Source organism: Oerskovia flava (assembly GCF_026163685.1).
GTDB lineage: Bacteria > Actinomycetota > Actinomycetes > Actinomycetales > Cellulomonadaceae > Oerskovia_A > Oerskovia_A flava.
Window position 1 is genome coordinate 741,578 of the sequence record NZ_JAOXSR010000001.1, and the last position, 16,187, is coordinate 757,764.

A 16,187-nucleotide genomic window follows, 5' to 3' on the forward strand; every position below is an offset into this window, starting at 1 on the left:
GGGACGGGCCCCGCGGGTGCGTCAGATCGTGTACGCGCCGGGGCGCTGTGCAGGACATCGCACGGCCGCGAGGGCGTCCCCGACCATCCCGGCGGCGAGGGTGCCGCCGTCCTGGCCGTCGATCAGGAGGAAGGCACCGGTGCGGCGCGAGGTGAGGTACTCCTCGGCGGCGACCGGTGCGGCGAGCCGCAACGTGACGCGGCCGATGTCGTTGAGGTCCAGCTGCTCGGCCGGGTCGAGGGCCGTCGTGTCGAGGTTCAGGCGCCCGACGACGTCCCGCACGACCGCCTGCACCGTGCGGGTGGTGTGCTTGAGCAGCACGCGCGAGCCCGGTCGCAGGGGCCGGTCCGAGAGCCACGCGACCGTGCCCTCGACGTCCTGCGTGACCTCCGGGGCCTCGTCGGCCGCGGCGATGAGGTCGCCGCGGGCGATGTCGATCTCGTCGGCCAGGCGCAGCGTCACCGACTGGGGCGCGAACGCCTCGGCCAGGACCGTACCGGTCTGCAGGGAGTCGGCCGTGTCGATGCCCGCGACCGTCGTCCGGCGCCCCGACGGGAGGACGACGACCGGGTCGCCGACCCGCACGACGCCCGCGGCGACCTGACCCGCGTAGCCCCGGTAGTCCCGGAACTCCTCCGCGCCACCGGCCACGGCGGCGCCTTGCGGGCGCAGCACGACCTGGACGGGGAAGCGGAAGGCCTCGGCGTCCGGGTCCTCACCCGTGGGGAGCTCCTCGAGCAGCTCGAGCAGGCTCGGGCCGTCGTACCAGGGGGTGTTGACGCTGCCGCGCTCCACCACGTTGTCCCCGACGAGCGCCGAGACCGGCACGGTCCGGATGTCCGGCACGCCGAGGGCGGCGGCTGCCTCGCGGATGTCGTCCGCCAGCTCGGCGTAGCGCTCGGCCGAGTAGTCGACGAGGTCGATCTTGTTCACCGCGACGACCACGTGCGGGACCCGCAGCAGGCTCGCGACGGCGAGGTGGCGGCGCGTCTGCTCGAGCAGGCCCTTACGGGCGTCGATGAGCAGCACGACCGCGTCGGCGGTCGAGGCGCCGGTGACCGTGTTCCGGGTGTACTGCACGTGCCCGGGGCAGTCGGCCAGGATGAACGCCCGGCGTGCGGTCGCGAAGTAGCGGTAGGCGACGTCGATCGTGATGCCCTGCTCCCGCTCGGCCCGCAGACCGTCCGTGAGCAGCGCGAGGTCGGCGCTCTCCAGGCCGCGGTCGCGCGAGACGCGCTCGACGGCGTCGAGCTGGTCGGCGAGGACCGACTTGGAGTCGTACAGCAACCGACCCACCAGGGTGGACTTGCCGTCGTCGACGGAGCCGGCCGTGGCCAGCCGCAGGAGCGTTCCCGGCAGCTCGGTGAGCAGCCCGCCCTCGGCGGCGGGCGTGGCGTCGTGCGTGAGCTGGGTGCCCATCAGAAGTACCCTTCCTTCTTGCGGTCTTCCATGGCGGCCTCGGAGATGCGGTCGTCGGCGCGGGTGGCTCCGCGCTCGGTGATGCGTGTCGCGGCGACCTCGGTGATGACGTCCTGGACGCCCGTGGCGTCCGAGAGCACCGCGCCGGTGCAGGACATGTCGCCCACCGTGCGGTAGCGGACCTGCTCGGTGCGCAGCGACGCCGCCTCGGCGTCGGTGCGGGGCGAGGAGTACGGCCCGACGGCGAGCAGCATGCCGTCCCGGTCGAAGACCTCGCGCTCGTGCGCGTAGTACAGCCCCGGCAGCTCGATGCGCTCGCGGGCGATGTACCGCCAGACGTCGAGCTCGGTCCAGTTCGACAGCGGGAACACGCGGACGTGCTCACCGGGCCGGTGCTTGCCGTTGTAGAGGTTCCACAGCTCGGGGCGCTGGTTGCGCGGGTCCCACTGCCCGAACTCGTCGCGCAGGGAGAACACCCGCTCCTTGGCGCGGGCCTTCTCCTCGTCGCGGCGCCCGCCGCCGAACACGGCGTCGAACTTGTGACCGCTGATCGCGTCGAGCAGCGGCTGCGTCTGCAGGGGGTTGCGCGTGCCGTCGGCCCGCTCCCGCAGACGGCCGTCGTCGAGGTAGTCCTGCACGCTGGCGACCTCGAGGCGCAGGTGCAGGCGCTCGGCGGTCGCGTCGCGGTAGGCGAGGACCTCGGGGAAGTTGTGCCCGGTGTCGACGTGCAGCACGGGGAACGGCACGGGTGCCGGCCAGAACGCCTTGGTCGCCAGGTGCAGCATCACCACGGAGTCCTTGCCGCCGCTGAACAGCAGCACCGGTCGCTCGAACTCGGCGACGACCTCACGGATGATGTGGATGCCCTCGCTCTCGAGCGCCTCGAGCTGGCTCAGGCGGTGCGCCGGGACGGTCGGGTCGTCGAGCCCGACGCTCTGCTCGGCGGTCTGCTCGGTGGTCAGGTCGATCGTCATGTGTGGAGCCCGCATTCGGTCTTGTCGAGGCCTGCCCAGCGGCCGGATCGGGGGTCGTCGCCGGGGGCGACGCGCTTGGTGCACGGTGCGCAGCCGATCGACGGGTAGCCGTCGTTCAGCAGCGGGTTGAGGATCACCTGGTTCCGCGTGGCGTAGCCGAGCAGGTCGTCGAACGACCAGGCGGCCAGCGGGTTGATCTTCACGAGACCGTTCTTGTCGTCCCAGGTGACGAGCGGGGTGCCGGCACGGGTCGGGGCCTCGTCGCGGCGCACGCCCGTGACCCAGACCTCGTACCCGGCGAGGGTGCGCTGCAGCGGGACGACCTTGCGCATCTGGCAGCACGCCGCCGGGTCGCGGCCGAAGAGGTCCTTGCCGTGGGCGGCGTCCTGCTGTGCGACCGTGAGGTCCGGCAGGACGTCGACGATCGTCACGTCCATCTGCTGCTCGACGGCGTCGCGGGTGCCGACCGTCTCGGCGAAGTGGTACCCGGTGTCGAGGAAGAGCACGTCCACCCAGGGGGCCTGGGCGGCGACCAGGTGCGGCAGGACCGCGTCCGCCATCGAGCAGGCCACGGCGATCGAGGTGCCGAACTCCCGCACGGCCCAGGCGACGACCTGCTCGGCGGTCGCCTCCGGCGTCGTGGCACCGTCGACGCCGGGGGTCCCGGCGCCGTGCAGCTCGGCCTGGCCGCGCGCGACGATCTCACGCAGCTCGTCGGCGCTGCGCTTGCCGCGCGCGTGCGCCGCGCGCTGCGCGTGGTGCTCGGCCTTGGCGGTCTCCCGACCTGCCGCCCGCGCCTGCGCGGCCGCCCGGAGCGCGGCCAGCGGGTCGCTCGTGCTCGTGCCGCTCGTGCCCGCGCTCACGTGAGGGACCCCTCGTCCGCCCGGTGCGCCCACTGGGCGAAGGTCTCGTCGCCGGACTTCTCCGCCTCGTACCGGCGCACGACCCGCTCGACGTAGTCGGGCAGGTCGTCGTTCGTGACCTTGAGCCCGCGCACGGTGCGACCGAGGCCTGCCTCCTCGCGGTCGTCCGAGGCCAGCCCGCCACCCAGGTGGACCTGGAAGCCGGGGACCTGCTGGCCGTCGTCGTCCAGGACGAGCTGGCCCTTGAGGCCGATGTCCGCGGTCTGGATGCGGGCGCACGAGTTGGGGCAGCCGTTGATGTGCAGGGAGAGCGGCTTCATGCTCGACAGGTCGCCGAGGCGCTTCTCGAGGTCGTCGATCGCGCGCGCCGCGGCGGCCTTGGTCTCGACGATCGCGAGCTTGCAGTACTCGATGCCGGTGCAGGCGATGGTGCTGCGGCGGAACGGGCTGGGGTTCGCGTCCAGGCCGTGCTCCTTGAGCCCGGACACGACCTGCTCGACGTGCTCGTCCGGCACGTCCAGGACGAGGAGCTTCTGGTGCGGGGTGAGGCGCACCCGGTGGGAGCCGACGGACTCCGCGAGGTCGGCGACCGCCGCGAGGATGCTGCCCGAGACCCGGCCCACGTACGGTGCCGCGCCGATGTAGTTGCGCCCGTCCTTCTGGCGGTGGACGCCGACGTGGTCGCCGGGCGCGCCGGGCTGCGGGGCGGGCGGCCCGTCCGGCAGGGCGTAGCCGAGGTACTCGGTCTCGAGGACCTCGCGGAACTTCGCGGGACCCCAGTCGGCGAGCAGGAACTTCAGGCGGGCCTTGTTGCGCAGGCGGCGGTAGCCGTAGTCGCGGAAGATCTGCACGACGCCGTGCCACACGTCGGGCACCTGCTCCTCGGTCGCGAAGACGCCGAGGCGCTCGCCGAGGCGGGGGTTGGCGGACAGCCCGCCGCCGACCCACACGTCGAAGCCGATGCCGAGCTCGGGGTGACGGTGCGCGACGAACGCGACGTCGTTGATCTCGTGGACCACGTCCTGGCTCGGGTGGCCGGTGATCGCGGTCTTGAACTTGCGGGGGAGGTTGGCGAGCTCGGGGACGCCGATGTAGCGCTGGGTGATCTCGGCGATCGCGCCCGCCGGGTCGATGAGCTCGTCGGCGGCGATGCCGGCGACCGGGCTGCCGAGCACGACGCGGGGGACGTCGCCGCAGGCCTCGGTCGTGCCGAGGTCGACGGCCTCGAGGCGGCGCCAGATCTCCGGCACGGCCTCCACCTCGATCCAGTGCAGCTGGATGTTCTGGCGGTCGGTGATATCGGCGCTGTCGCGGCCGAAGTCGCGCGAGATGCCCGCGATGACACGCAGCTGCTCGGTGGTCAGCGCGCCGCCGTCGATGCGCACGCGGAGCATGAAGTACTTGTCCTCGAGCTCGTGCGGCTCGAGCGTGGCCGTCTTCCCGCCGTCGATGCCGGGCTTGCGCTGCGTGTACAGGCCCCACCAGCGGAAGCGGCCGTGCAGGTCGTCGCCGGGGATCGAGTCGAAGCCGTCGCGCGAGTAGATCTCCTCGATCCGCTGGCGGACGTTGAGCCCGTTGTCCTCCTGCTTGAACTCCTCGTTGTGGTTCAGCGGTGCGGTGCCGTCGACCTTCCACTGCCCGTGGGGGCGGGCGGCGCGAGCGGGTCGGGCGGGGCGCGCGGCGGTGCCGGCCGGGCTGCCTGCGGCGGGGTCAGGCGCAGTGGTGGCCTGCGTCATCGTGTTCCTCGTGTCCTCGTTCGGGGGCGGGGACGCGCGACGACGGATGCTCAGCGAGGGTGCGAGCGGCTGAGGACCGACGGCGCGCGCCGGTTCTCAGGAGGGAGCGAGCGGAGGCTCGCGCTGAGTGGGGCGCGGTTCAGCGACAACAGCTGAGACACGTGTGCGCGCACACCGGCATCCCGTGACGGGAGGTCACGAGGAGGGTGCGGGCTGCCGTGGTCATGGCCAGAACCGTACACGGCGGTCTCGCGAGCCGGAAGACGTCGTCCGTATGGCGGACGGCCCGTCTCACGGGTGCGGCGCGAGCGTCCCGGGGCCACGCGGCGAAGATCACGGCCTCGGAATTTTCACGACACTGGTGTCAGCAAATACGATGGCGGTATGGAATTCCTCTACAACGTCTTCGTCACGCTCCACTTCGTCGGCTGGGCCATCGTCCTCGGTGGTTACCTCGCCTCGCTCCGGACCCCGGGCCTGTACAAGGGGGTCTTCCACGGCGCGCTGACCGCGCTCGTCGCCGGGATCGCCATGGTCGGGATCGGGGAGGCCGCGGTCTGGGACGGCAACGGCCCGGACATGGCCAAGATCGGCGTCAAGCTCGTCGTCGCGCTCGTCATCGCCGTCCTCGCGTTCGTCGCGAAGCGGCAGGCCGCCAAGGCCTCGGACGGCGCGGTCGCCCCGGGTGTCAAGCACGCCATCGGCGGGCTGACGCTCGTCAACATCCTCGTCGCGGTGTTCTGGAACTGACTCTTCGCGCACCCTTGACCGAGGACTAGGTGCATGGTCCACTATTCGCATGGTCCTCAGGTATCTGGTCCTCGGTCTCCTCACGGTCCGGCCCATGACGGGCTACGACCTCAAGCGCGCGTTCGACTCGTCGGTCCAGCACTTCTGGGCAGCCGACCGGTCGCAGCTCTACCGGACCCTCGCGGGGCTCGTGGACGCGGGCCTCGCGGAGGTCGAGGTCGTGCCGCAGGAGAGCTACCCCGACCGCAAGGTCCACCGGATCACGCCCGCGGGCCTCGCGGCGCTGCGCGAGTGGCTCGCGTCGCCCCTCGAGGCCGAGGACTCGCGCGAGCCGTTCCTCGGCCGGCTGTTCTTCGCCGACCAGCTCGACGACGACGGCGTCCGCACCCTGCTCGCGACGCGTCGTGCGCAGGCCGAGGCCACGATCGTGGGGCTCACCGCCGAGGCCGAGCGGGTCGCCCGGCACGTCGGTGCCGCCGACCGTGCGGTCGAGCCCGACCGCGGCCTGGCTCTCCGCCTCGCGACCCTGCGCAACGGGCTCGCCCACGCACGTGCCGAGCTCGACTGGCTCGCCGAGACCGAGCGCGAGGTGCGCTCGTGACCGGCCCGGCCGACGTCGGGCACCACCCGGCCGTGCGGCCGGCCCCGGCGGGTGCGGACCGGGCGTCCGTCGTCCTGCTGCACGGCGGGAACGTCGCGTCGTGGATGTGGGAGCCGCAGGTCGAGATGCTCGACGACCTCGACGTTCTCACGCCCGACCTGCCCGGCTTCGGCTCCCGCGCGGCCGAGGTGTGGGTGTCGCTCGACGCGACGGTCGACGACCTCGCCGCGAGGCTCGCCGCCGTCGCGACCGGTCGGGAGGTGCACGTCGTCGGGCTCTCGCTCGGCGGGATGGTCGCGCTGCGGCTGGCCGCCCGGCACCCGGACCTCGTCGCGTCCGTCCTGGCCGCCGGCGCCGTGGTGGACGGTGTGCACGGCCTCGCCGGGGCGTTCGGCCGCGCGCAGCTGCGCGTGTGGGACCGGCGCTGGTACTGGCGGGCACAGGCCCACGCCTACCGGTTGCCCCGTGACGCGCACGACGTGTTCGTGCGGACCGGCATGGCGATCCGGCGGGCCACCATGGCGCGGATCGTGGGGGAGATGTACGACGGTTCCTGGCCGACGGGGCTCGACACCTCCCGGACGCCCGTCCTCGCCGTCGCCGGGACCCGCGACATGGGCGCGGCGCGGACGGCCGTGGCCACGATCGCGCGCCGGCTTCCCGAGGCCGTCGTGCGCCTCGCCCCCGGCATGCACCACCAGTGGAGCGCCGAGGACCCCGAGCTCTTCGGCGAGATGATCCGCACCTGGGTGCTCGACGGCGTCGCGCACCCCGCGCTCGTGCCGCTCCCGCCCGAGCGCAGCGCGGGCGCAGGCCGGTAGCGCGCGCACCGGCGCGGGCGTGCGAGGGTTGGCCCCGTGAGCGTGGGTGCAGAGGTCCTGGTCGGTGTGGCGATCCTCGTCGGTCTCGTCGGGATCGTCGTGCAGGTGCTGCCCGGGAACGTGCTCGTGCTCGGCGCGATCCTCGTGTGGGCGATCGTCACCGGCGGCACGACCGCCTGGGTGGTCTTCGCGCTCGCCGCGCTCGCGGTCGTGGTCGCGGAGACGGCGCAGTACGTGCTCGCCGGTCGCCACATGCGCCGTGCCGACGTGCCGTGGTCGACCCTCGTGTGGGGCGGGATCGCGGGCGTCGTCGGGTTCTTCGTCATCCCGGTCGTCGGGCTGTTCGTCGGCTTCGTGCTCGCGGTGTTCGTCGCGGAGCTGCTGCGCCGCCGGGACCGCCGCGCCGCCTGGCGCGCGACCGTCGCCGCGATGCAGGCCACCGGCATCACGATCGTCGTCCAGCTGCTCGGCGGCCTGCTGGCGGCCGCGGCCTGGGGCGTCGGGCTGGTCGTCACCTGAGTGTCGGTCGGGGCGCCTAGGCTGGTGGCGATATGACATCGCTCTTCGAGAACCTGCCCCTGCCCGGACTCGACGGACCCTTCGACGGGCGCCGCATCGACTACGGCGGCACCTCCGGCCTGCCCACGGTCGCGCCCCGCGTGGACTCCGCCGAGGAGCGCCCCGCCCGCCGCGGTGCCTTCGCGCACATCGATCCGGCCTCGCTGCTCGACGGGCTCAACCCCGAGCAGGCCCAGGCCGTGGTCCACGAGGGCGGTCCGCTCCTGATCGTCGCCGGCGCCGGCTCGGGCAAGACGCGGGTGCTCACGCACCGGATCGCGCACCTGCTCGCCACGGGTCGCGCGCGGGCGGGGGAGATCCTCGCGATCACCTTCACCAACAAGGCCGCGGCGGAGATGCGCGAGCGCGTCGAGGGCCTCATCGGTCCCGCCGCCCAGCGCATGTGGGTCTCGACGTTCCACTCGGCGTGCACGCGGATCCTGCGCCGCGAGGCCCAGACGCTCGGCATCAAGTCCAGCTTCTCGATCTACGACGCCGCCGACTCCCAGCGCCTCATCACCCTCGTGACGCGCGAGCTCGACCTGGACCCGAAGAAGTACCCGGCGCGCTCGCTCGCGAACAAGATCTCCGACCTGAAGAACGAGCTCGTCGACCCCGAGACGTACGTGCGCGAGTCCGGGGCGCGGGCGGTCGACGAGGACCCGGCCGAGGGCAGGGCGCAGGTCCCGGAGTTCGACCAGGTGCTCGCCGACGTCTACACCCGCTACCAGGCGCGGCTCGCCCAGGCCCACGCCCTGGACTTCGACGACATCATCATGACGACCGTCAACCTCCTGCAGGCGTTCCCCGCGGTCGCCGAGCACTACCGGCGCCGGTTCCGCCACGTCCTGGTCGACGAGTACCAGGACACCAACCACGCCCAGTACGTGCTGGTGCGCGAGCTCGCGGGCGTCGGCGCCGCCTCGGCCGCGGCGAACGCGCCCGACGACGCCCAGGCCGTCGCGCTGCACCCGGCCGAGCTGACCGTCGTCGGCGACGCGGACCAGTCGATCTACGCGTTCCGCGGCGCGACGATCCGCAACATCCTCGAGTTCGAGGCCGACTACCCGGACGCGCGCACCATTCTGCTCGAGCAGAACTACCGCTCCACGCAGAACATCCTCAGCGCGGCGAACGCCGTCATCTCGCGGAACCCGGACCGCAAGCCGAAGCGCCTGTGGACCGACTCGGGCGCGGGCGCCCGGATCATCGGGTACGTCGCGGACAACGAGCACGAGGAGGCGCGCTTCGTCGCGGAGGAGATCGACCGCCTCGGCGACACCGACGGCGTGCGTCCCGGCGACGTCGCGGTGTTCTACCGGACCAACGCGCAGTCGCGCGCCCTGGAGGAGGTGCTCATCCGCGTCGGCCTGCCGTACAAGGTCGTCGGCGGCACCCGGTTCTACGAGCGGCGCGAGATCAAGGACGCGGTCGCGTACCTGCGCGCCCTGGCGAACGTGGACGACGACGTCAACCTGCGTCGGGTGCTCAACGTGCCCAAGCGCGGGCTCGGGGACCGCGCGGAGGCGCTCGTCGCGGCCTTCGCAGACCGGGAGCGCATCTCGTTCGGGGCGGCGCTCGAGCGCGCCGAGGAGATCGGCGGCATGACGACGCGCACGCTCAACCCGCTGCGTGCCTTCCGTGAGCTGTTCCGCGGGCTCGTCGAGCTCGTCGAGTCGGGCGCGACGCCCGCGGACATCCTGGGCGCGGTGCTCGACCGCACGGGGTACCTCGCCGAGCTGCGCGCGTCCGACGACCCGCAGGACGCCTCCCGCGTGGAGAACCTCGCCGAGCTGCACGCGGTCGCCGCCGAGTTCGGCGAGCTCGAGCCGGACGGCGACCTCGCGGACTTCCTCGAGCGGGTCTCGCTCGTCGCGGACTCCGACCAGATCCCCAGCGAGGACGTCGCCGACGGTGCGCAGGAGGGTGCGGCCCCGACGGTCGACCCCGGCGTCGTGACGCTCATGACCCTGCACACCGCGAAGGGCCTCGAGTTCCCCGTCGTCTTCCTCACGGGCATGGAGGACGGGACGTTCCCGCACATGCGCTCGCTGCACGACGACGCCGAGCTGGCCGAGGAACGGCGCCTCGCCTACGTGGGCATCACCCGGGCGCGCGAGCGGCTGTACATCTCCCGCTCGGCCGTCCGGTCGGCCTGGGGCATGGCGAACGAGTTCCCGCCGAGCCGGTTCCTCGACGAGGTCCCCGAGGAGCTGTGGGACTGGCGGCGGCGCGAGTCGAGCATGCAGACGCTGCGCACCGGTGGCTCCGTCTGGGGCCGTGGCTCCGGCGGTGGGTACGGCTCCGGTGGCGGGTACGGGTCGTCGACCCGGGGCCCCCGGGCCGGGGTCCAGAGCCGGCACGACGCGACCTCAGCGTCGACGCGGTCGTCGGCAGGGCGAGGGGTCCGGTCGACGGGCACCGGGTCGGGCACCGCGTCGTTCGGGTCGGCGACGCCCCGCAAGGACGCCGACATCCCGAGCCTGGCGGTCGGCGACAAGGTCACGCACGACGCGTACGGGCTCGGGACGGTCGTCGGGGTCGAGGGAGCGGGGAACAACGCCGTCGCGAAGATCGACTTCGGCGAGGACGGCACCAAGCGGCTGCTGCTGCGCTACTCACCCGTCACCAAGCTCTGAGCCGGCGGCCCGGTCCGCCCAGGCGACGCCCACGGCGTCGCGCACGGCGCCCGGGTCGACGCCCAGCTCGCGCAGCAGCGCCGGGCCGCCGCCGCGCTCGAGCTCGGTGACGCCCAGGACGAGGTGGCCGCCGTCGATCTTCCGGTGCCCGAGGCGCACGGCCGCGCGCAGGGACAGCTCGAGGGCCTTCTTCGCGTCCTGGGTGAACGCGAGGTGACCGGCCAGCAGGCCCCGTCGCCGAGCCGGTGCCGCGCGCTCCAGCGATCCCGGGCCGAAGGTCGCGTCCGTGCTGGCGCGGACGGCCTCCACGTCGATCCCCACCGCGGCCAGCGCGGCGGCGTCGAGACCCGTCGTGCCATGCTCGCCGGCGAGCGTCGCCTCGAGCCGGTCCCCGTCCAGGCGCAGCGACCGGAGCGCGCGACCGCCCGGGCCGGTCGTGCTGCCGAGCGCGGCGAGCAGGTGCTCCGACCCGATGCGTTCGTGGCCGACCCGCCGGGCGACCTCCTGTGCCGCTGTCACGGCGCCGCGTGCCTCCGCGGTGAACCTCTCGAACATCAGGGCCTCCTCGAGTGCTTCTTGTGGACCGCCTGGCGGCTGACCCCGAGCGCGTCGGCGACCTCCTGCCACGACCAGCCGAGCGACCGGGCGCGAGCCACCTGCAGCGTCTCGAGCCGGTCGGCGAGGTCACGCAGCGCGCGCACGGCCCGCAGGCCGTCGCGGGGGTCGTCGCCGGCTGCTGCGGTGACGAGCGGGTGCTGGGTCATCTGTCAACTGTGGTTGACGTGACCGATCGTGTCAACCCTTGTTGACGGGATCGTGGTCCGTGGTGTCCGGCAGGACGCCCTGTCGGCGGGCGTCCGCCGCGAGCTTGACCACGAGCCCGACGACGGCGCCGACCACCGCGACGACGGTTACCGCGGGGCCCGCTGCGGGCGCGGTGAGCAGGAGGCCCAGCATGACCGCCGTGAGCGGCATGCCCAGGACGGCCGCCACCCCGGCCGCGATGCCGCAGGCCACCAGGGGCGACAGCGCGCTCCCTGGAACGAGGCCGCTCGTCGCCGCCCCGACGGCGACCCCGATGAAGACCGCGGGGAAGATCGTGCCGCCGCGGAACCCGGCGCCGAGGCTCAGCGCGTAGGCCAGGCTCTTCGCCAGGGCCACGGCGAGCAGCGTCCCTCCCGAGAGCGCGGTGACGTCGTCGAGCGCGCTCTGTCCGGAGAAGAGCACGGTGCCGACATCCGCTCCTGTCGTGGAGCGCACGGCGAGAGCCGCCGCGCCCACCGCCAGCCCGGCCCCGACCAGGCCCACGAGAGGTGCCCTCGACACGAGCGTCCGCAGCCGCCCGGCTCCCCGCATGACGACCGCGATCAGCACGGCCACCACGAGCCCCACGCCCACGCCGACCAGGAGGTCGATGACCCGGACCGCCGGGTAGGGGGTGAGGCCACCGACCGCGAGCTCGCCGACGTGAACACCTGGCCAGTCGTCGACGCCGACGCGCAGCAGGTAGCCGGCGCCGAGGGCCACGAGCACCGGCAGCATGCCGACCGCCGACGTCCTTGCGGCCCGAGAGCGCAGCAGCGCGCCCTCGAGGACGAGGAGCGCCGTGACGAGCGGGTTCCCCAGGACCAGCCCGAGCGCGGCCGCGGCGCCGGCCACCACGAGCACCTTCGCGCGCTCGTCCCGCGCACGACGGAAGGCGACGACCCCGACGCTCGCGCCGATCGCGAGCAGAGGCGCCTCCGGTCCGAGGACCGCGCCGAACGCGAGCGAGGCGAAGGCGGCCAGCAGGGCAGACGGCAGCACGCGCGGTGGCACGTCGAACGCCAGGCCGTCGAGCGGGTGGTGGCCGCCGTGCCCCGGCAGACGCGCGGCCGCCCACGTGCCCGCGCCGCCGAGTGCGAGCAGCAGCAGCACCCACCAGGCGGGTGGCTCGCTAGCCCCCATCGCTGCGGGGACGGTCGTCCACAAGAGGTTCTCCGCGGCGTGGAGCACGGAGGTGAAGATCGTCGCACCGGCCGCTGCCAGGACGCCGACCACCGCGGCGGCGGCGAGCAGGGAGCCCAGGTCGCGGACCCGGGTGGACGTCGAGCCCGTGGGCGCCATGGCACCGAGTCAACCATGCGCGGGCCGCGCTGGCGACGGGTGGTGGCGGCCGGTGATCACGCACGACGGGCGGTGACCGTGCGGCGTGAGCAATCAGTCACCCGCCCGTCTACGCGCTCGGCGCGGCGGCGGCTACCCTGTACCAGGATGTCTTGATGTCGAGACATCGAACCAGCCGGTGAGGCTAGTCAATCGGAAGGACGCAGCAGGGTGGACCTGTTCGAATACCAGGCGCGCGACATCTTCGAGAAGCACGGCGTTCCCGTGCTCGGCGGCGTGGTCGCCACCACGCCCGAAGAGGCTCGTGCAGGCGCAGAGAAGCTCGGCGGCGGGACCGTGGTCGTCAAGGCCCAGGTCAAGACCGGCGGGCGCGGCAAGGCAGGCGGCGTCAAGCTCGCCCACTCACCCGAGGAGACCGCCGAGAAGGCGTCGGAGATCCTCGGCATGGACATCAAGGGGCACACGGTCCACCGCGTCATGATCGCCGCGGGTGCGCGCATCGCCGAGGAGTACTACTTCTCGGTGCTGCTCGACCGGGCGAACCGCTCCTACCTCGCCATGGCGAGCGTCGAGGGCGGCATGGAGATCGAGCAGCTCGCGGTCGAGCGGCCCGAGGCGCTCGCGAAGATCGCGGTCGACCCGGTCGTGGGCATCGACGCCGCGAAGGCCGAGGAGATCGTCACGGCCGCCGGCTTCGCGGACGACGTCAAGGAGCAGGTGGCGCAGGCCATCCAGAAGCTCTGGACGGTCTACGTCGAGGAGGACGCGACTCTCGTCGAGGTCAACCCCCTCGTCAAGACCGAGGACGGGCAGATCGTCGCGCTCGACGGCAAGGTCACCCTCGACGAGAACGCCGGGTTCCGCCACGCGGACCACGAGGCGCTCGAGGACAAGGACGCCGCCGACCCGCTCGAGGCCAAGGCCAAGGAGAACGACCTCAACTACGTCAAGCTCGACGGCGCGGTCGGGATCATCGGCAACGGCGCGGGGCTCGTCATGAGCACCCTCGACGTCGTCGCGTACGCCGGTGAGGCGCACGGCGGGGTCAAGCCCGCCAACTTCCTCGACATCGGCGGTGGCGCGTCCGCCGCCGTCATGGCCGCCGGCCTCGACGTCATCCTCAACGACCCGCAGGTCAAGAGCGTGTTCGTCAACGTCTTCGGCGGCATCACCGCGTGCGACGAGGTCGCCAACGGCATCGTCCAGGCGCTCGGCATCCTCGGCGACGAGGCGAACAAGCCGCTCGTCGTGCGCCTCGACGGCAACAACGTCGAGGAGGGGCGCCGCATCCTCGCCGAGGCGAACCACCCGCTCGTGACGCTGGCCGAGACGATGGACGGCGGCGCCGACCGCGCCGCCGAGCTGGCCGCCGCGTCCGCCGCCTGAGCCCGAGACGACCCGAGAAGAGAACAGACACAGACATGGCAATCTTCATCAACGAGGACTCCAAGGTCATCGTCCAGGGCATGACCGGCTCGGAGGGCATGAAGCACACGACACGCATGCTCGCGTCGGGCACGACCGTCGTCGGTGGCGTCAACCCCCGCAAGGCCGGCCAGAGCGTCGAGTTCCCGGGTGACGTCACCGTCCCGGTGTTCGGCTCCGTGGCCGAGGCCATGCAGGAGACCGGCGCTGACGTGTCGGTCATCTTCGTGCCGCCGGCGTTCACCAAGGCCGCCGTCGTCGAGGCCATCGAGGCGGGCATGCCGCTCACGGTGATCATCACCGAGGGCGTCCCGGTCGCCGACTCCGCCGAGTTCTTCACGCTCGCGCAGCAGGCCGGCGTCCGTCTCATCGGCCCGAACTGCCCCGGCATCATCAGCCCCGGGAAGTCGAACGTCGGCATCATCCCCGCGAACATCACGGGCCCCGGCAAGATCGGTCTGGTGTCGAAGTCCGGCACGCTGACCTACCAGATGATGTACGAGCTGCGGGACTTCGGCTTCTCCACCGCCATCGGCATCGGTGGCGACCCGATCATCGGCACGACGCACATCGACGCGCTCGCCGCGTTCGAGGCGGACCCGGAGACCGAGGCCATCGTCATGATCGGCGAGATCGGCGGCGACGCCGAGGAGCGCGCGGCGGCCTTCATCCAGGCGAACGTCACGAAGCCGGTCGTCGGCTACGTCGCGGGCTTCACCGCCCCCGAGGGCAAGACGATGGGCCACGCCGGCGCCATCGTGTCCGGTTCCTCGGGCACCGCCCAGGCCAAGAAGGAGGCCCTCGAGGCCGCGGGCGTCAAGGTCGGCAAGACGCCGTCCGAGACCGCCTCGCTCATGCGCGAGATCCTCTCCTGACCTGCGGCGACTGATCGCCGACCGACGGCGCCCGCCCCTTTTCGAAGGACGGGCGCCGTCGTCGTATGCTCAGCCACGCACGCGGCCTGGTCCGGGTGCGCGCAGCCCGTGCACACGGCGTCGGACCACGCCGTGCGATATGCCCGACGAAGGCGGCGCAGTCGACGACGATGGAGATCATGAGCGCCACCTCCCGGACAGCCAGCGGCGACCGCCGCCCGCGGACGGTGGAGGCGGACGTCCCGTCCCCACCCCGGTTCCGCGCGCCGCGCCACGGGATGTCCGGTGTCGTCGCAGCGCTCCAGGCGCTCACGCTCTCCCTCGCCGTCGTGATCCTCCCCGCCATCACCGCGTTCCTCGCCTCGAGCGGCGGTCCCGGCGACGGCACCGGGTGGGGGCGGTCCGTCTCGGTCGGTGCGGGGTTCTGGCTGCTCGGGCACGGTGCACCCATCACCGCCGGTGGCACGCACATCACCCTCGTCCCGCTCGGCCTGACCGCGCTCGCCGTCTTCACCGGCTTCGCCTCGGCACGTCGCTCCGCCCACACCTCGCTCGCGGCCTGGGTGGCCGGCACCGTCACGTACGCGCTCGCGACGACCGCCATCGCGTGGCTGTCGGGGTCCGCGACGGGCTGGGACCTGCTCGCCGCACCCCTCGGCGGCGCCGTCGTCGGAGGGATCGGCCTGGGCCTCGGGATCCTCGCCCGGCCCGACGCCCCGCGGGTCGGGGACCTCACGGCCTGGCTCGACCCGTACGTGCCGCCCGTGGCCCGGCTCGGGATGCGCGGCGGGGCGCTGGCCGTCGCACTCGTCGTGGCGTCGGCGTCGGTCCTGGTCGGCGCCTGGGTCCTGGCCGGCCGGGCGACCTCGGGGGACATCGCCGCGGGCCTCGCCCCGGGGATCGCGGGCAGCGTCATCCTCGGGCTCGCGCAGCTCACCGTCCTGCTGAACCTCGTCGTGTGGGCCGTCGCGTGGCTCGTCGGCCCGGGGTTCGCCGTAGGGGAGGGTAGCTCGTTCACCGTGACCGGCGCTCAGTCCGGTCCGTTGCCCTCGGTGCCGCTGCTCGGCGCCCTGCCCGGCGACGACTGGGCGAACGCCGTGAGCGTCGGTGCTCCCGTCGTCGTGGTCCTCGCGGGAGTCGTCGCGGGGGTGTTCGTCTGGCGGCGGCTGGACGGCGCGACGTGGCTGGACCTCTCGGTCGCCGCGCTCGCGCTCGCACTGACCGCCGGGCTCCTCGTGGCGGTCCTCGTCGCGGTGGCGAGCGGCGCCGTCGGGCCGGGCCGGCTGTCGACCGTCGGTGCGGACAGCGCCCTGACAGGGCTGCTGACCGCCGCCGAGATCGGTGGCGGGGCAGTCCTCGCGCTGCTGTGGTGCAGGCTCGGCCTCAGACACCCGACCGACTGAGCCGGCGACGACGGTCT

Annotated in this window: 15 protein-coding genes; 8 read left to right on the forward strand and 7 right to left on the reverse strand. The window is 73.1% G+C overall.

Going from position 1 to position 16,187, the window contains the following annotated elements; all coding sequences use genetic code 11:
• Positions 1-21 precede the first annotated feature (21 nt).
• Genes OHL10_RS03290 through OHL10_RS03305 form a run of 4 tightly spaced genes read right to left on the reverse strand, consistent with a single transcriptional unit; the run spans position 22 to position 4,992 of the window.
• Complete coding sequence (locus OHL10_RS03290; protein ID WP_265520716.1) at positions 22-1,419, reverse strand: sulfate adenylyltransferase subunit 1; 1,398 nt, start codon at positions 1,417-1,419, stop codon at positions 22-24.
• Positions 1,419-2,393, reverse strand: a complete 975-nt coding sequence (gene cysD, locus OHL10_RS03295) for a sulfate adenylyltransferase subunit CysD (RefSeq protein WP_265520717.1) — start codon at positions 2,391-2,393, stop codon at positions 1,419-1,421. Before cysD ends, OHL10_RS03290 begins: the two co-directional genes overlap by 1 nt.
• Positions 2,390-3,256, reverse strand: coding sequence for a phosphoadenylyl-sulfate reductase (locus OHL10_RS03300; protein WP_425498926.1), 867 nt, complete (start codon positions 3,254-3,256; stop codon positions 2,390-2,392). The genes cysD and OHL10_RS03300 overlap by 4 nt, the downstream gene beginning before the upstream one ends.
• Positions 3,253-4,992: a nitrite/sulfite reductase gene (locus tag OHL10_RS03305; RefSeq protein WP_265520718.1), complete on the reverse strand. Its 1,740-nt coding sequence runs from the start codon at positions 4,990-4,992 to the stop codon at positions 3,253-3,255. The genes OHL10_RS03300 and OHL10_RS03305 overlap by 4 nt, the downstream gene beginning before the upstream one ends.
• Before the next feature lie 384 nt (positions 4,993-5,376).
• Here OHL10_RS03305 and OHL10_RS03310 point away from each other — a divergent pair, with 384 nt between their 5' ends.
• Genes OHL10_RS03310 through pcrA form a run of 5 tightly spaced genes read left to right on the forward strand, consistent with a single transcriptional unit; the run spans position 5,377 to position 10,361 of the window.
• Positions 5,377-5,742 carry a hypothetical protein gene (locus OHL10_RS03310; RefSeq protein ID WP_265520719.1) on the forward strand — a complete coding sequence of 122 codons (366 nt, stop codon included), beginning with the start codon at positions 5,377-5,379 and terminating at the stop codon, positions 5,740-5,742.
• A gap of 49 nt (positions 5,743-5,791) precedes the next feature.
• On the forward strand, positions 5,792-6,343 hold the full coding sequence (locus OHL10_RS03315) for a PadR family transcriptional regulator (RefSeq protein ID WP_265520720.1): 552 nt from the start codon (positions 5,792-5,794) through the stop codon (positions 6,341-6,343).
• Entirely contained in the window at positions 6,340-7,164 is an 825-nt protein-coding gene (locus OHL10_RS03320; protein ID WP_265520721.1) for an alpha/beta fold hydrolase, read from the forward strand. Before OHL10_RS03315 ends, OHL10_RS03320 begins: the two co-directional genes overlap by 4 nt.
• 36 nt (positions 7,165-7,200) lie before the next feature.
• The gene (locus tag OHL10_RS03325) at positions 7,201-7,683 is read left to right on the forward strand and encodes a DUF456 domain-containing protein (protein WP_265520722.1); all 483 of its coding nucleotides are present in this window, start codon (positions 7,201-7,203) and stop codon (positions 7,681-7,683) included.
• Between the two features lie 32 nt (positions 7,684-7,715).
• On the forward strand, positions 7,716-10,361 hold the full coding sequence (gene pcrA / locus OHL10_RS03330) for a DNA helicase PcrA (RefSeq protein ID WP_265520723.1): 2,646 nt from the start codon (positions 7,716-7,718) through the stop codon (positions 10,359-10,361).
• Here pcrA and OHL10_RS03335 read toward each other — a convergent pair.
• The 3 genes from OHL10_RS03335 to OHL10_RS03345 are packed head-to-tail and all read right to left on the reverse strand — an operon-like array spanning position 10,341 to position 12,467.
• Entirely contained in the window at positions 10,341-10,916 is a 576-nt protein-coding gene (locus OHL10_RS03335) for a Clp protease N-terminal domain-containing protein (RefSeq protein ID WP_265520724.1), read from the reverse strand. The genes pcrA and OHL10_RS03335 overlap by 21 nt on opposite strands.
• Positions 10,916-11,125: a helix-turn-helix domain-containing protein gene (locus OHL10_RS03340; protein WP_265520725.1), complete on the reverse strand. Its 210-nt coding sequence runs from the start codon at positions 11,123-11,125 to the stop codon at positions 10,916-10,918. Before OHL10_RS03340 ends, OHL10_RS03335 begins: the two co-directional genes overlap by 1 nt.
• A 31-nt stretch (positions 11,126-11,156) precedes the next feature.
• The gene (locus tag OHL10_RS03345) at positions 11,157-12,467 is read right to left on the reverse strand and encodes a chloride channel protein (protein ID WP_265520726.1); all 1,311 of its coding nucleotides are present in this window, start codon (positions 12,465-12,467) and stop codon (positions 11,157-11,159) included.
• Positions 12,468-12,677: 210 nt separating this feature from the next.
• Between OHL10_RS03345 and sucC the strand changes: the two genes are divergently transcribed.
• The 3 genes from sucC to OHL10_RS03360 all read left to right on the forward strand — a co-directional run bounded on the left by sucC (position 12,678) and on the right by OHL10_RS03360 (position 16,170).
• Complete coding sequence (sucC, locus tag OHL10_RS03350; protein ID WP_265520727.1) at positions 12,678-13,853, forward strand: ADP-forming succinate--CoA ligase subunit beta; 1,176 nt, start codon at positions 12,678-12,680, stop codon at positions 13,851-13,853.
• Between the two features lie 35 nt (positions 13,854-13,888).
• Complete coding sequence (sucD, locus tag OHL10_RS03355) at positions 13,889-14,767, forward strand: succinate--CoA ligase subunit alpha (RefSeq protein ID WP_265520728.1); 879 nt, start codon at positions 13,889-13,891, stop codon at positions 14,765-14,767.
• A gap of 179 nt (positions 14,768-14,946) precedes the next feature.
• A complete protein-coding gene (locus OHL10_RS03360) occupies positions 14,947-16,170 on the forward strand; it encodes a cell division protein PerM (protein ID WP_265520729.1) in 1,224 nt (407 codons plus the stop codon).
• Positions 16,171-16,187 lie beyond the last annotated feature (17 nt).

Coding starts and splice junctions, on each gene's coding strand:
- OHL10_RS03290 (WP_265520716.1), bottom strand. CDS start 1,419: ATGGGCACCCAGCTCACGCACGACGCCACGCCCGCCGCCGAGGGCGGG.
- cysD (WP_265520717.1), bottom strand. CDS start 2,393: ATGACGATCGACCTGACCACCGAGCAGACCGCCGAGCAGAGCGTCGGG.
- OHL10_RS03305 (WP_265520718.1), bottom strand. CDS start 4,992: ATGACGCAGGCCACCACTGCGCCTGACCCCGCCGCAGGCAGCCCGGCC.
- OHL10_RS03310 (WP_265520719.1), top strand. CDS start 5,377: ATGGAATTCCTCTACAACGTCTTCGTCACGCTCCACTTCGTCGGCTGG.
- OHL10_RS03315 (WP_265520720.1), top strand. CDS start 5,792: ATGGTCCTCAGGTATCTGGTCCTCGGTCTCCTCACGGTCCGGCCCATG.
- pcrA (WP_265520723.1), top strand. CDS start 7,716: ATGACATCGCTCTTCGAGAACCTGCCCCTGCCCGGACTCGACGGACCC.
- OHL10_RS03335 (WP_265520724.1), bottom strand. CDS start 10,916: ATGTTCGAGAGGTTCACCGCGGAGGCACGCGGCGCCGTGACAGCGGCA.
- OHL10_RS03340 (WP_265520725.1), bottom strand. CDS start 11,125: ATGACCCAGCACCCGCTCGTCACCGCAGCAGCCGGCGACGACCCCCGC.
- OHL10_RS03345 (WP_265520726.1), bottom strand. CDS start 12,467: ATGGCGCCCACGGGCTCGACGTCCACCCGGGTCCGCGACCTGGGCTCC.
- sucD (WP_265520728.1), top strand. CDS start 13,889: ATGGCAATCTTCATCAACGAGGACTCCAAGGTCATCGTCCAGGGCATG.
- OHL10_RS03360 (WP_265520729.1), top strand. CDS start 14,947: ATGAGCGCCACCTCCCGGACAGCCAGCGGCGACCGCCGCCCGCGGACG.